This is a genomic window from Capnocytophaga genosp. AHN8471 (assembly GCF_016806945.1).
Taxonomy (GTDB): domain Bacteria; phylum Bacteroidota; class Bacteroidia; order Flavobacteriales; family Flavobacteriaceae; genus Capnocytophaga; species Capnocytophaga periodontitidis.
Map to the genome: position 1 here is coordinate 116,883 of NZ_JAESPJ010000007.1, position 15,637 is coordinate 132,519.

Below are 15,637 nucleotides of genomic sequence, written 5' to 3' on the forward strand. Positions count from 1 at the left end.
TAGTATTTGCTAATTTTCACATTTGCTAATTTGCTAATTAATAAAATGACAAGTATCACTATACATAACCTCAGCAAGTCCTACGGCGATACCCACGCCGTGCAACACCTTTCCTTAGAGGTCGAGAAAGGCGAACTTTTCGGGCTCATCGGTCCCGATGGGGCAGGCAAAACCACCGTCTTTCGTATGCTCACCACCCTCCTCTTACCTGATGAGGGCACAGCAAGCATCGAGGGCTGGGATATTGTTAAGGATTATAAAGAAATCCGTAAGCACGTGGGCTATATGCCAGGGCGCTTCTCTCTGTACCAAGATCTTACTGTCGAGGAGAACCTCACCTTCTTCGCCACCGTTTTTGGTACGACTATCGCCGAGAATTACGACCTTATCAAAGATATTTATGAGCAGATAAAGCCGTTCAGTAACCGTCGCGCGGGCAAGCTCTCAGGGGGAATGAAGCAGAAGTTAGCCCTATGTTGCGCCCTCATTCACAAGCCCAAAGTCCTTTTGTTAGACGAACCCACCACGGGGGTAGATGTGGTTTCGCGCAAAGAGTTCTGGGAGATGCTGAAGAAACTAAAGGAGCAAGGCATCAGCATACTAGTTTCCACCCCTTATATGGACGAAGCCAGTCTGTGCGACCGCATAGCCTTAATACAATCAGGCAAGGTGCTTTCCACCAGCACCCCCGAGCAAATCATCGCCCAGTACCCCACCGCACTCTATGCTATCAAGGCTCCCGACCTATACGCACTGCTCCAGCACCTGCGCGAGCACCCCAACATTGATAGCTGTTACCCCTTTGGCGAGTACCTACACGTTACTCTCAAAGAAAATACCAACATTCCCATATTTGAGCAACAGCTGAAAAACACCTTCCCCCACCTCGAATGGAAAGCCATTACCCCCACCATCGAGGACAGTTTTATCCGCCTAATGGAAGAAAATTAAAGTATAATAATTCAATAAATAAACACCCCTAAGAAGTAATTCAAATCGCTTTTGCGGTATATGCTTCCCTCTCCTTGGGAGAGGGGTAGGGGGAGAGGAACACTATGAACGCAATACACTGTCATAACCTAACAAAGCAATTCGGCGATTTCAAAGCTGTGAACAACATTTCCCTAACTGTTGAAAAAGGTGAAATCTTCGGTTTTCTCGGTGCCAATGGTGCGGGGAAAACCACTGCTATACGCATCTTCTGCGGACTTTCGTACCCTACCTCGGGCGAGGCTACCGTAGCAGGTTTCGATGTCTATCGAGAGCAAGAGCAGATAAAAAAGCACATCGGCTATATGAGTCAGAAGTTCTCGTTGTATGACAACCTCACCGTGCAGGAAAACATCACCTTCTACGGAGGCGTCTATGGCTTGAGTCGCAAGGAAATCAAAACCCGAAGTACCGACCTTATCACCAAGCTCGGCTTGGAGGCTGAAGCCAACAAACTCGTAGGGTCGCTACCCCTGGGCTGGAAGCAGAAGCTCGCCTTCTCGGTGGCTATCTTCCACCGTCCCGAAATCGTATTCCTCGACGAGCCTACCGGTGGCGTAGACCCGATAACGCGCCGTCAGTTCTGGGATATGATATACGAAGCCTCCGCGCAGGGCATCACCGTATTCGTTACCACCCACTATATGGACGAAGCCGAGTACTGTCACCGCATCAGCATAATGGTAGACGGCAAAGTGGAAGCAATGGATACGCCCACTCGCCTTAAATCACAGTTTAATACCCATTCAATGGACGAGGTGTTCTACCAACTCGCCCGTAAAGCAAAACGTAATGAATAACCCCGTAGGGGCGAATGGCAATTCGCCCATCTATTAATATGAAACAGCTCATCGCCTTTATACGCAAGGAATTCTATCACGTATTCCGCGACCGTCGCACGTTATTGATACTCTTTGGTATCCCTATAGCGCAGATTATCCTTTTCGGTCAAGCCCTCAGCAGCGAGGTCAAGAATATTGGTATCGCTGTATTAGATGAGGCAAACAACACTTATAGCCAAGAAATCACACACCGCTTGCAGGCAAGTCCGTATTTTAAGCTGAAAGAGCCTCTGCTTCGTTACGACCAAGTAGAAGACCAATTCAAGCGTGGCACCATAAAAGCAGCGCTCATCTTCCCTCCTGATTTCGGAAAAGACCTCTACACCTCCAGTGGCACCTCGCTACAACTCATCACCGATGGGAGTGACCCCAATACGGCTAAAACAGTGCAGAACTACCTTTCGGCTATGGTAGCGAGCTATCAGCAAGAGCTGAACCCTGCTGTACAACTACCCTACCAGATAACCTTAGAAAACCGAATGCTGTACAACGAGGAGCAAAATGGCTCTATGAACTTCGTTCCTGGGGTGATTGCGCTCGTCTTTATGATAGTGAGCACTGCACTTACCTCGGTAGCGGTGGTGCGTGAAAAAGAGTTGGGTACTATGGAAATCCTTTTGGTATCGCCTTTCAAACCTATAATGATACTCATTGCCAAAGCCGTGCCTTACCTTATTCTCTCGCTCATCAACTTCACCGTAATACTCCTGCTATCGGTCTATATGCTTGATGTCCCGATACGTGGCAATCTGCTGTTGCTGTACGCCGAAAGCACTTTGTTTATCATCATCTGTTTGTCGTTGGGGCTACTCATATCCACCGTTACTGCTTCACAACAAACAGCTATGCTCATCGCTATGATGGGAATGATGCTCCCTACGGCTTTCTTTACCGGCTTTATGTTCCCCATAGAGAATATGCCTCTTATCTTTCAGGGAATATCCAAAGTCTTCCCCTCTAGTTACTACTACGCTATCGTAAAGAAAGTAATGCTCAAAGGATTGGATTTCACTTACGTATGGAAAGAAACGCTGATATTAATAGCAATGGCGGTAATTTTCTTAAGCCTTGCGATGAAGAAGTTTAAAATTAGATTAGGGTAATTTGTCAATTTGCCAATATGTCAATTAGCAGATGTTAAGTAATATATCTCAGACTTTGTCAAAGTCCAAAAACTTTGACAAAGTCTAAACAAAGTAATATAAAAGAAATGAAAGTATTAGGCTTTATACTACAAAAAGAATTTAAGCAGATATTCCGAGATAAGACCATCTTGGCAATGATGCTTGTGGCGCCTATGATGCAGCTGATTATACTGCCTTTGGTTGCCAATTTCGATGTGAAGAACATCAACCTTGTGTATATCGACCACGACCAGAGTACCTATTCTCACCAACTGATACAGAAGATTACTGCGTCAGGGTACTTTAAGCTCGTAGAGGCTCCTTTCTCTTACAAAGAAGGCATCGCCCTGATAGAAGACGGCAAAGCTGATGTAGTTTTGGAAGTCCCCGAAGGTTTTGAGCGCAACCTCGTACGCGAAGGAAAGCAGACACTTGGTCTCTCTATCGATGCGATTAATGGGAGCAAGTCGTCCTTAGGAGGGGCGTATTTACTTTCGGTGATACGCGACTTCAACACTCAGCTCGATGTAAATGTAAAAACACCTCAGCGCATAGGTAATGTAGCCAAAATAGGGGTGGAGAGCACCCATTGGTACAATCCCTATATGCAATACACGCGCTATATTGTCCCAGGTATTTTAGCTATATTACTCACTATTATCGGAGGTTTTCTTTCAGCTCTCAATGTAGTCAAAGAAAAGGAAATAGGCACTATCGAGCAGATTAATGTAACGCCTATCAAGAAGTGGCAGTTTATCTTAGGCAAGCTCATTCCCTTTTTGGTAGTGGGGCTCATTCTCTTCACCTTGGGGCTTACGGTAATGTATATAGTATACGGCATCTTCCCCGCAGGCAGTTTGCTCACCTTGTATGCCTTTGCGATAATGTACCTCATCGCGATTCTCGGCTTCGGACTCCTGGTCTCCACTTATGCTAATTCGCAGTTGCAAGCTATGTTTATCGCCTATTTCTTTATAATGATCTTCCTTCTGATGAGCGGTTTCCTCACCAGTGTAGACAGTATGCCGGAGTGGAGCCGACAGGTGAGCAATGCCATTCCAGTAACCCACTTTGTGAATGCAATGCGCCTTATTGTACTCAAAGGCAGTAGTTTTGCACAACTCAGTACTGAGTTCTTATATTTAGTAGGCTTTGCAATACTGCTGAACAGCTGGGCAATTTGGAACTATAAGAAAACGAGTTAAGATAGGAGGCAATGGCAATTCGCCAAGTTAGTAAGCAAATAGACAAAAATAGTAAAAAATGTTGCTATTTATCATTTTTTCATTATCTTTGTGCCTATATAAATAAGAATAAAAATAGTCTATTGTGAATACAAACCTAAAACTCATAACCCATAACTTAAAACGAATGATGCCCGCCATCGTTTGGGTGCAGCTCATTGTCTTGGGGTTCTTCTTTTTATGTTTGGCAGGGGTCTATTGGCTGGATCCTTTTATTTGGTCTCTGACCAAAATAGAACCCTTTACTGCCCTTTCCAAGGTAGCGAACCCGCCTTTGCTTTCCTTCTTGGATGCGCTTATAGGTCATAGGTTTCACTATTCTGTTATTGCGGCTTTCTTAGTAGGGGGGTTACTTATAGGGATAAGTATCCTCATAGGCGCGGTAGTGACGAAGATTCGTCAGCTGCTAAAGAAAGAGCCGCTACCCCTGACCGAGTGGATGAAGGATATCCTTCTTTTTGAGGGAATCTTCTTGGGAGTCTTGGCTGTAGGAGCGCTCTTCTGGACACTCTTTACCTCTTTTGACGACGCTCAAGATAGGGACAATTCCAGCTATATATTCTTTGCCTTGCTACCCATAACAGCCGTATTGTTTCTCTTAGGGCGCTTTCTTAGCAGAAAAGGGTATCGCCTTATGGGGATGAGCCTCTTAGGGCTCTTTGGCGTAGGCCTATTTTATGGACTGGGAGTGAGTATCTATCTCTTTTTCAAGGGAGAACTCAATACCGATTACGATTATTTTGATCTGCTGCGTCGTCCCTCCGCCCAAGTGGTTGATGAGAGCCAGTATGACGGTAGCTATATAGGGCAAGAGCACAAGACCTTTAGCGATACAGATACCGAAGATACTTACCAAAGAGAAGAAGTAAAAGCCCCTGAGTGGGATTTTGTAGCATTTAATAAGGATTCCCTACAAAAGCTCCTAAATAATGAAGCCTATAAAAAGGTATACGATCTAAATGAATTTTTCATCAAAGAAGATAGTTATCTCTATCCTATGAGTATCTATGCAAAGGGAGATACCCTATCCAGAAAACAGCCTACACTCTATCATCTTCAGCGCTATATAGACAGAGATAACAATAAGCTCCTTGCCTTTTGGTACTATTTTGGCGATAGTGTGATGGAGGCGATGTATCAAAGCGGGCAGTTAGGGGAAAATACCTATATGCACCGTACGCTCAATGGACAAATAGCAGACCTATTGAATGTCTATGAGTTACAAGGAGACAATGACCAACTCTATAAGGATATTCTTGATGTGATGAATCGGTCTTCCTATATAGAAGACCATATAAAAGGGCTTAAAAAGGTATTCAAGGAGTATGATATCCCAGAGTTTGAAAGAGACTTAACAGATAGTAACAGCCCCAGTGATGGTTACGTCCGCTGGGTCTATACCTTTTGGGCACGGCGCTTTAGTGAAGGTAATATTAACGCCACTCTTACAATACTTAGGTCAATGAATAGTGAATAGTAGCTAAATTAAAACTTTGGTCTCTGTAGAATTCAAATCACTATTGTTTGTGTAATCTTGCAGCTCGCTCGTATCTACTAAATTATTAAGAAATTATTTTTGCTTTTTGAGCGAGTTCTATTCGCTTTTGCTCAATACAATTTTGTAACATCTGAATATATCAATTTTAACTAAAATACTGTAGATGGGGTTGTGTGATAATCATTATTTATAGTAGGTGTAATTTATCTTGTATAAGTAAAGCACGTCCCCTTCTTTATCAACTGCTTTTTCTTCAATGGGATTTCCTTTCTCATCATATTTGTAAGTTTTATCCTCATAAAAATCAATTTTTCCGTCTTTTAGATAATTAATTTCTTGTGTTTTCAAACCTTTTTCATTATAAGAATAAGTTTCCCAACGGTCTACTACAGTTCCTTTGTAAAATTCTTTCTTTATTAGATTGTATTTACTATCATAAGTATATACATATTTTTCTTCGGCTTCATCATTATCACCAATACTCGCTTTTTCTAATAAATAACCATTAATATCTATCTTTTTAATATAATGTTCCTTTAATATCCCTTTTTCATTATATTTCTTTTGAATCTCTTGTTTCACTCCTTTCAAGTTTCCCTTTTTGTTCTCTGTCCAATAGTTATAGGTTTCATCATACTTTGAAGATTTCATTTCTTGCTGAGAATAATATGTAAACGAATACTCATTTTTCAATTTATTCTTGTAGAAAACCTGTTGAAGTGTCAAGTTTTTCTTATCATCATATTGGTAGGTGATATAAGATTGTTTCTTACCATTAATAAAAATATCTTTTCTCAAACACAACTTATTTTTATCATAGGTATAGACTACTTCTTCCTTATCTTTCACCTTTTTATATTTATTGATGTTTAGAACTGTCTCTTTTAGAATATTGTTATCCTTATCATATTCTTTTTTACTATTTCGAGATATATTATTGTTTTCTAATTCTCGATGTTCATTTATGACATTTCCATTTTTGTCATAAGTATACTGTAAATAAAGCATCATCTCGTAGTTTTTGCTAAAGACCTGAGATTCTATAATATTTCCAGCTCTATCAAAAGAACAAGATATTGCAGGTTCTATAGTGATAATAGAAGAACATTCTTCAAAATCTACTACCCCCCATTCGTCTAATTCTCCTTTTTCATCAGGAAGAAAATACTGATATTCTACAGATTTGATAATTCCTTTTAGGGAATTATCTATTAATTTGTTTTTATTTACTTGGGAATACCCAACAAATATAAAGAGATTTGCACATAAAAGTACCAACAAATTTCTTGTTTCCATATTTTTATACATATAATATAGTTTCTATAATCTATAGGTTGTTTCCAGACTTATACGAATATATAACCAAAACCCTATTACAGTTATTACAAGTAACATAATTGTAATCCAAAGCCCTTTCTTTGCCCATCTATAGAAAAAACTATAAAAGGCAAAGAACAATAAAGCTATAAGAAAAGGAATTATAATACAATTTTTGTAGAAGTATATCATATGGATATGCAAATTACTAAAATCAATATATCTCCAATCGGAAGGGTGTTTTATAATGGAGTAACAGAAATTGATAAGTAAGAGAATCAAACTTATAACAATTCCTACTGAGATACTTGGCTTCTTTTTCATAAATTCTAATTATTCTTTTTTATTTTTATCAAAAGTTATTTATTTTCTAACTTCTTTTTTTGATAAGTTTGGTAAGAAATAAGCAATAAGTCCCATTAGGGGTAGGAATGAGCAGAGTTTATAAACAAAATCGATATCGGTTATATCTATCAATTTGCCTAATACTGCCGAAGCCAATCCGCCCATACCAAAGGCAAAACCGTAGAAAAATCCTGAAATCATTCCTATTTTCTGGGGTAATAATTCTTGTGAATAGACTAAGATAGAAGCAAAAGCCGATGAGATGATGAAGCCTATCAGTACGATGAGTATTGCCGTAGTGGTAGCATCGGCATAAGGCAACCAAAGCGCAAATGGGGCTGCTCCTAAGATTGAAAACCAAATGATAAATTTTCTTCCTACTTTGTCACCCAAAAATCCTCCAATAAGTGAACCTGCTGCTACTGCTCCCAAAAAATAAAATAGGTATACTTGTGCCTCGGCATTGCTAAATCCGAACTTTTTAATGGTGTAAAACTGAAAGTAATTGTTGATAGCTGCTGTATAGAAGTTTTTAGAGAATACTAGCAACATCAATATAATCATAGAGTTGCGTATTTGCGCACGGGTGAGATTGGGCAGTACTACTGGTTTTTTAACCTTCTTTTTGAGTAATTTAAGCAAGATGCTGCGCCATTTGCCTATGAGAAGCAAAATGAACATTGCAAAAATAGAGAAGCTCGCAAACCATATCAAATTACCTTGATGACTCTCTTCTACAACTCTCCCGTCGATTACTTTTTTGCTCAACAATAGCAATATCACTAACAGAGGAGCTAAGGCTGTGCCAAAATTTCCTCCTAATTGAAAGATAGCTTGAGCAAATGAGCGCCTACCACCTGAGGCTAAAAAGGCTACTCTGGACGATTCGGGGTGAAATACCGATGAACCTACCCCTATAAACACTACCGAGCACAATATAGCTGCATAACTACTCGCCAATGATAAACTTACAATTCCTATAGTGGTAAACGCCATCCCTAATACTTGTGAGTAAGGTTTAGGGTGTTTATCGGTGTAGTTACCTACTAAAGGTTGTAATATAGAGGCTGAAAGTTGGTAACAGAGTGTAATTACCCCTACTTGTGTCATAGTGAGAGCATATTTGCTTTGTAGGGTGGGGTAAATAGACGGAATGACCCCTTGTATGAGGTCATTGAGTCCGTGTGCTAAAGCTATCAGTAGTAAAATGCGATATTGCGGTTTGTTTTCTTGATACATTTTAAGCGTAGAACAATTGTGTAAGCACTGAGTTAGCAAGGATAATCACTATACTCGTCCATACAAATGAAACCGTACTGGCTTTTCCAACATCTAAAGCGCCTCCCTTCATATAATAACCGTGATAGGACGGAATAGTAGCTAAGAAAAATGCAAAAACTACGGTTTTAGTGAAGGCATACACCATACTATAAGGTTTGAAGTCGTATTGCACTCCTTGTACAAATTCGGCAGAGGTGGTATAGCCACTCATCACCGCAGAAGCCCAACCTCCTAATACCCCTAAGTACATACCTAAGGCGATGAGGAAAGGCATTAACATTAGGGCTACTATTTTGGGGAATATCAAATAATTCACCGAGTTTACCCCCATAATATCAAGGGCGTCAATCTGTTCGGTTACGCGCATTGTACCTATGCTGGAAGTGATAAACGAACCAATTTTCCCTGCTAAAATTACTGCTGTAAAGGTAGGAGCAAACTCCAATACAATAGATTGACGAGTAGCGAAACCTATGAGGTATTTAGGGATAAAAGGGTTGTCGATATTCAAAGCGGTTTGTACAGCTACTACCCCTCCCACGAAGAAAGAGATAAAAGCTACGATACCTATAGATCCAAAGATGAGGTCGTCTATCTCACGCAATATGAGGTCTTTAGTAATCGACCAGCGGGTGCGTTTGCGAAAGACATCATAAAGCATTATAAAATAGCCTCCTACGGCTGCAATGTGTTTCATACGTTGTTTAAATAGCGTTTAATTAGTGTTTAAAGTGTCGTATTCCTGTGAATACCATTCCCATTTGGTGGGCATCACAATAGTCGATACTGGCTTGATCTTTAATAGAGCCACCAGGTTGTATTACTGAGCGAATTCCTTCGTTGTGAGCAATTTCCACGCAATCGGGGAAGGGGAAGAAGGCATCACTTGCCATTACGGCATTGTTGAGATCAAATTTGAATTCTTTAGCCTTTTCGATAGCTTGTTTGAGTGCATCAACGCGGCTGGTTTGTCCTGTACCACTGGCGATGAGCTGTTTGTTTTTAGCTAATACAATAGTATTCGATTTGGTGTTTTTACATATTTTAGAAGCGAAGAAAAGGTCGTCGAGCACTTCCGTTGAAGGCTTTACAGCAGTTACGTATTGTACATCAGCTATGCTATCAGTTTTGAGGTCTTTTTCCTGCACCAAATAGCCATTGAGACACGAACGCACACTTGTTGTAGGCATTTTGGCTTTCTTCTGTACTAAAATAATACGGTTTTTCTTCTGTTCGAGTATTTTTAGAGCTTCATCACTATAAGAAGGTGCAATGATTACCTCAAAAAACAGTGAGTGAATAGTTTCGGCAGTAGCCGAATCGATTTTTGTATTAGAAATAAGAATACCTCCAAAAGCTGAAACGGGGTCACCTGCGAGCGCATCTTTATAGGCTTCGTGTATCGTTTTGCGCGTTGCTACGCCACAAGCATTGTTGTGTTTTAGTATAGCAAAAGTAGGATCATCGCCTACAAATTCAGCCATTAGATTTATAGCAGCATCTACATCTAACAAGTTGTTGTATGAGAGTTCTTTGCCGTGTAATTTATCAAAAAGGGCATCGAAATTACCGTAAAATTCTCCTTTTTGGTGAGGATTTTCGCCATAGCGCAATACTTGTCCGTCGCACTCGTTGATAGCCAAAGTAGGAATTTCTTCGGTTTGGTTGAAGTAGTTGAAGATAGCAGTATCGTAGTGAGACGATACGCGGAAGGCTTTAGCAGCAAAGTGGCGGCGCTGTTCTAAAGTAGTGCTGCCGTGTTGTTCGTCTAAAATCTGCAAAAGGTCACTGTATTCATCAACTGAGGCTACACAAAGCACATCTTTATAGTTTTTAGCAGCAGCGCGGATGAGCGAAATACCACCTATATCAATTTTTTCAATAATTTCTTGTTCATTAGCACCGCTTGCCACTGTTTTTTCAAAAGGATATAAATCCACAATCACTATGTCAATTTGAGGGATAGCATATTGTTTCATTTCTTCAGTATCCTGCACATTGTCCTGACGGTTGAGGATGCCTCCAAAAATTTTAGGATGGAGCGTTTTCACACGTCCTCCAAAAATGGAGGGATAATCGGTAATACTTTCCACTGGAATCACTTCTACACCAAGTTTTTTGATAAAATCTTCAGTACCTCCAGTAGAGTAGATAGTAATACCTAAAGTTTTCATTCTGTGAATGATAGGTTCTAATCCTGTCTTGTCAAAAACAGATATTAAAGCAGATTTTGCTTGTTTTGTAGTGCTCATTTGAAAAAAAAGTTTTATTTTTGGCTACAAAAATACTACTTTTTACTAATACGAAGCAAACAAAAGAGATTAAAATTTGTTAATGAGCTAATTTGTTAATTAGCAGATTAGCAAATTGGCAAATTCTTAAATCAATCCTATATCCTATGAAGAAAGCAGTTTTATTTTGTGTTGTTCTGTGTTTTTCACTACAGGCTAAAGCGCAAGATAGTATCGTGTCTCACAATAATTTAGACTTTTATTTTAGAGGTGGTTTCTTAAGTGAGTGGTATAATGGAGCACCATCATCTCATTTTCAGTTAGACGAAGCGCGCTTGCATTTTTATGGCAATTACAACGAGTCGCTTTCGTATCACATTAGGTTTCGATTGAATAAGCCTTTTACTGCTACTTCTTTAGATAATGGAACTTTGGCATTAGATTTTGCTTTTTTGAGTTATCGTTTTGGAGCTTCTAAACGTTGGGAAGTAAGTTTAGGAAAACTGTATGCAATGGTAGGTTCTTATGAATTAGATATACACCCTTTATATGAGTTTGTATATGCCGATCATCTTGGGTATGTAGTTAGTCCTTTTATAGCAGGAATGAGGTTAGCAGTCTCACTTACCGATACTCAAAACATAGGGTTGCAATTGCATAATACACTCAATAATACTTTTGAAAAGCACCTGCAAAACAATGGTTTTAGCACAACTTCTTTTTCAGCGTCTAAAACACCTATAGGAGCCTATGCGTATTGGCAAGGCAAATTTGCTAAGGGTAAGTTCAATACTCATTATTCTTACAATATTTCGCAATTTGCCAACGGATATTACAGTCATTCCATCGCTTTGGGGCATCAGTATAAAAGTGATAGACACAACGCCTATTTAGACCTTATGTATGTCAAAATGGGGGCTGATTATCCGCTGTTGGGCTCTAAAATTATCAGCGATTACGAAGGATTGACAGCTGGTAACTACCTGATGCGTGAAGATATCACCTATAAAGGTATCGTAGGGCGGTATGAATACCTTTTTACCGATTGCTGGAGTATGGCTTTAAAAGCAGGCGCTGAGAGCGTAGCAAGTGGTAAAACACCACAAGGCAATTTGCGTTATAACTATATCTATTCATTAGCAGCTTTATACGCTCCTATCCCTACCCAAAATCTACATTTTTATGTAGCTTATGCAGGGAATACAATTCGCTATCCTTCTGAAATTTCCACAGAAAAAACACAATATCACAGCGTTTCGGCGGGGGCTTATTATAGTCTGCCGCTATTGAAAAATAAGACATTTAGAAATTAATGTAAAAAATACGATATGTTCATTTATCTACAACTATTAAAAGAGAGTTTTAACTTTGCTATCAAGTCACTGCGCGACAACAAGCTCCGCACTTTCCTATCGCTATTAGGTGTAACAGTGGGTATCTTTTCTATTATCTCGGTGTTAGCAGCGGTTGATTCACTCAATAGGAGCATTCAGGAGAGTCTTTCGGGTTTGGATAAGAATATGATTAACCTTTCCAAATATTCTTTTGCGCCCTCGTCTGTGCCTCAGTGGCAACGCTTGAGCTTTCCGCAAGTTACTTATCAGGAATACGAATTTCTCAAACGTGAATTACCTAATACCGAAGCAGTGGTGTACGAGTTATTCGGACTCAATTCGGCGGTGAAGTACGGCGGTAAAACTATTCCCTCAATGTCCGTGCAGGCTACCTCAGCGGGGGTGGAACAGATTAGCGACATTCGTATGGGCAAAGGGCGTTTTTACAACGATGCGGAAGCTAACGCAGGAACGGCAGTAACGATATTAGGCTATGAAGCTGCTGAACAACTTTTTGGAGAAGAAGATCCTCTCGATAAAGAAATACGCGTGTTTGGCAGGCGACTCACGGTTATTGGAGTACTGAAAAAATACGGAGAATTAAGTGGAGGTCCTGATAATAATGCCTATGTAACAGCTAATTTCGTCCGAAGTTTTATGAATACAGGTCCGCAAGGGATACCCAGTGGGGTTGTACTCAAACCTAAAAAAGGAGTGGATATGGCAGAATATGAAGCCGTATTGCGACAAAAATTCCGTACTTATCGCGGACTCAAACCTGAGGATATCGACAATTTTTTCCTCAACAAAATCTCATCGTTTACTGATATGATAGACGAAACCATTGGAATGATGAATGTAGTAGGTTGGATTATTGGGGGCTTTTCTATCTTGGTAGGGGGCTTTGGGATTGCCAATATTATGTTTGTGAGTGTGAAAGAACGCACCAACCTCATCGGGGTACAAAAGTCGTTAGGCGCTAAAAATCAGTTTATTTTATTTCAGTTTTTGTTTGAAGCAGTACTTTTGGCGATTATCGGTGGACTTTTTGGGTTGCTATTCGTATGGTTGCTCACCTTTGTAATCCCGAGTAGTGAAGAAGGTTTTACTTTTATACTATCGTTTAAAAATGTAGCCATAGGTTTGAGTATCTCGTTTGTAGTAGGCTTGCTTTCGGGCATCATTCCTGCTTCCTCAGCAGCGCGACTCAATCCTGTAGAAGCCATTCGCATGGGGTCATAATCGTGGCACGATGAGCTTTTTGTATTACAAATTTTGATTACTAAAAAATCTAAAAATGAAAACACTCTTAATCGCTTTATTTTCCATCACTTGTCTTTCAGCTCAAGAGTTTATAGGCAAAGATTGGGATATTGATAATTTCTTAGGAGAATTCCCTGATGTAACGGATGTTTATTTTCTAAAAAAACCACGCCAGAAAAATCCTTGTGTAGCTGATAATACGATTCTATTTCGCCCTGATGGTACTTTTTTTCCACCTTGTATAATAGATAAAGATCATTATGATGGTCAATACCAAATGGTGGGGGAAAACTATCTGAAGGTAGCTATTGGCAGTTACTACATTCATAAAGTATCTAATGATGAATTTTATCTTATCAAAAGTACAGGAAACCTCATTACCGATAAACAAAAGGCTAAAAATGCGGAGGCTTTAGCACGCTTTATGAAAATATATAGCCGAAATGGTAAATCGCCCAATCCTTCTTTCCAACTGAAAAGTGATGTACCTAAGGACGAGCGCATTGGCAAACTTGTACGCAAACTCTTTCACATTATCTCTTACGAAATCCTCAAAGGATACCCAAATGATTTTAGTACTCTTTACCTTGTGAAAGACTTGAAAACCAATACCTATTACTACCTGCGAGAGGAATATTATAAAGATAAAGTAACAGTTTATTACTTTACTGAAAAAGACTTAAAACAACGTGCTAAAGAACAGAAAAAACAACAATAATACAATGAAATATCTATTTTTGCTATTCTTTTTGCCATTTTACACTTTTTCGCAATCTAAGGGAGAGACTTATTACACTTATGTTATTAGAGACAAAAAAGAGCAAAGGAAAGTGATCAATAGCCCTCACCAACTTGTGTTAAAGCAAGATACCTTATGTATTGTAGAACCATTAATATTCGATCGAACTTATTGTTATCCTTATGTAAAAGAAGAGAAGAAAATACGCTTGCTTAACAACGGCAATAAATCTCAACCTGATAAAGTAGTAGGGATAAAGCTACATAACAACGAACTTGTAGCGCTCTTTCTCGATCACCCTATTGAAGTTGTCTCCAAAGATGAATTGCGACTAACGGGGGAAGACCGACCTTATTATTCCGAGAGTGCTATCAAAGCAGTATTTGGCAACGACTATCCCCGAATATGGAGCTTGTTCTATCTGAATGGCAAGTTACTCAGTGAAGATAATGAGGAAATAAAAAATCTATTGGAAAAATATGATAAAGGCAAATTCAAAGCCTACTATTCAGAAGGTGCTAAAGCTATAAAAAAATACGGACTCAAAGGCATTTGGGGAGTATTTGAAATTAATTGTAAAACAAAGAAGAGAAAACAATGATGAAAACACTTTTTATAACACTCAACTTTCTCTGGGTAGGAATACTTTCTGCTCAAGACCTTATAGGTGCCAAATGGAGGATTAACAATATATTAGGGGCTGATATTAATAAAGAGGATTTTTATATCCTTACACCCGAGTGGAGTTATGGCAATCACCTACAATTATCTACCGATGGAAATTTTGAATCGTGGTACTCAGCCCCGTGTGGAAATGATTGTTTTACTCGCTCTTACGGTACTTATAAAAAAATCAGTGAGGAATATATTAGTTTTCACATTCAAAAAGTGGAACGTTGGGGGTGGTGCCGTGATGAATGGGAGGTAGAAAAGAATGAGACTAATACTTATTATGTGTATAAAAAATCAGAAAGTGAAATCTATCTTCTCAAAACTACAGGCAACCATTCAAAAGATTTACAAAAAGCTACTTATGCAAAAGTATTAGCCGATAACATTAGGATAATCCCTAACAACAACTATAATAGTTTTGGAAATATTACGCTGCCTTCCAAACTGACTTGGCAACAACGTGCAGATAACTACACATCACAATACTTAAAACTCACGAACTATGAACTATGTGTTACAGGGAGTGAAGATTTTTTTATTTCAGTTCATTTAGTAAAAGATTTAGATAAAAACGCCTACTATTACATAGTAGAACGTCCTCTAAAAGAAGGTTATGGTTTATTTCATTATACTGAAGATCAAGTAAAAGAATTTAAAGATTACTATGAAAAACACTATGGTAAGAGAAAATGAGTCGCTACACTTTGGCAAAGTTTCATACTTTACCAAAGTTATTGCTCTAAAAATCAATTACTTT

14 protein-coding genes are annotated in these 15,637 nt (G+C 39.2%); 10 read left to right on the top strand and 4 right to left on the bottom strand.

What is annotated here, in order from left to right; all coding sequences use genetic code 11:
* Positions 1-45 precede the first annotated feature (45 nt).
* From JMN12_RS03750 to JMN12_RS03770, 5 genes are all read left to right on the top strand, one after another.
* Positions 46-951: an ABC transporter ATP-binding protein gene (locus tag JMN12_RS03750; RefSeq protein WP_203137229.1), complete on the top strand. Its 906-nt coding sequence runs from the start codon at positions 46-48 to the stop codon at positions 949-951.
* Between the two features lie 104 nt (positions 952-1,055).
* Positions 1,056-1,790, top strand: coding sequence for an ABC transporter ATP-binding protein (locus JMN12_RS03755; RefSeq protein ID WP_203137231.1), 735 nt, complete (start codon positions 1,056-1,058; stop codon positions 1,788-1,790).
* Between the two features lie 14 nt (positions 1,791-1,804).
* On the top strand, positions 1,805-2,935 hold the full coding sequence (locus tag JMN12_RS03760) for an ABC transporter permease (RefSeq protein ID WP_203137233.1): 1,131 nt from the start codon (positions 1,805-1,807) through the stop codon (positions 2,933-2,935).
* A gap of 107 nt (positions 2,936-3,042) precedes the next feature.
* Positions 3,043-4,161 (top strand): ABC transporter permease, encoded by a 1,119-nt coding sequence (locus JMN12_RS03765; RefSeq protein WP_203137235.1) that lies wholly within the window; start codon positions 3,043-3,045, stop codon positions 4,159-4,161.
* A gap of 124 nt (positions 4,162-4,285) precedes the next feature.
* Positions 4,286-5,677, top strand: coding sequence for a hypothetical protein (locus JMN12_RS03770; protein ID WP_317193601.1), 1,392 nt, complete (start codon positions 4,286-4,288; stop codon positions 5,675-5,677).
* A gap of 204 nt (positions 5,678-5,881) precedes the next feature.
* Here the strand turns inward: JMN12_RS03770 and JMN12_RS03775 are convergent, their stop codons facing one another.
* The 4 genes from JMN12_RS03775 to purH all read right to left on the bottom strand — a co-directional run bounded on the left by JMN12_RS03775 (position 5,882) and on the right by purH (position 10,893).
* The gene (locus JMN12_RS03775) at positions 5,882-6,994 is read right to left on the bottom strand and encodes a hypothetical protein (protein WP_203137237.1); all 1,113 of its coding nucleotides are present in this window, start codon (positions 6,992-6,994) and stop codon (positions 5,882-5,884) included.
* A 384-nt stretch (positions 6,995-7,378) separates the two neighbouring features.
* On the bottom strand, positions 7,379-8,599 hold the full coding sequence (locus tag JMN12_RS03780; protein ID WP_203137239.1) for an MFS transporter: 1,221 nt from the start codon (positions 8,597-8,599) through the stop codon (positions 7,379-7,381).
* 1 nt (position 8,600) lies between these two features.
* The gene (locus JMN12_RS03785; RefSeq protein ID WP_009412167.1) at positions 8,601-9,338 is read right to left on the bottom strand and encodes an MlaE family ABC transporter permease; all 738 of its coding nucleotides are present in this window, start codon (positions 9,336-9,338) and stop codon (positions 8,601-8,603) included.
* Positions 9,339-9,360: 22 nt separating this feature from the next.
* A complete protein-coding gene (gene purH / locus JMN12_RS03790; RefSeq protein ID WP_203137241.1) occupies positions 9,361-10,893 on the bottom strand; it encodes a bifunctional phosphoribosylaminoimidazolecarboxamide formyltransferase/IMP cyclohydrolase in 1,533 nt (510 codons plus the stop codon).
* Positions 10,894-11,039: 146 nt separating this feature from the next.
* Between purH and JMN12_RS03795 the strand changes: the two genes are divergently transcribed.
* Genes JMN12_RS03795 through JMN12_RS03815 form a run of 5 tightly spaced genes read left to right on the top strand, consistent with a single transcriptional unit; the run spans position 11,040 to position 15,573 of the window.
* Positions 11,040-12,185 (top strand): porin, encoded by a 1,146-nt coding sequence (locus tag JMN12_RS03795; protein ID WP_203137243.1) that lies wholly within the window; start codon positions 11,040-11,042, stop codon positions 12,183-12,185.
* Between the two features lie 15 nt (positions 12,186-12,200).
* On the top strand, positions 12,201-13,448 hold the full coding sequence (locus JMN12_RS03800; protein WP_203137245.1) for an ABC transporter permease: 1,248 nt from the start codon (positions 12,201-12,203) through the stop codon (positions 13,446-13,448).
* 55 nt (positions 13,449-13,503) lie between these two features.
* Positions 13,504-14,187, top strand: a complete 684-nt coding sequence (locus JMN12_RS03805) for a hypothetical protein (RefSeq protein ID WP_203137247.1) — start codon at positions 13,504-13,506, stop codon at positions 14,185-14,187.
* Positions 14,188-14,191: 4 nt separating this feature from the next.
* On the top strand, positions 14,192-14,809 hold the full coding sequence (locus tag JMN12_RS03810) for a hypothetical protein (RefSeq protein ID WP_203137249.1): 618 nt from the start codon (positions 14,192-14,194) through the stop codon (positions 14,807-14,809).
* A complete protein-coding gene (locus JMN12_RS03815; protein WP_203137251.1) occupies positions 14,806-15,573 on the top strand; it encodes a hypothetical protein in 768 nt (255 codons plus the stop codon). The genes JMN12_RS03810 and JMN12_RS03815 overlap by 4 nt, the downstream gene beginning before the upstream one ends.
* Positions 15,574-15,637 lie beyond the last annotated feature (64 nt).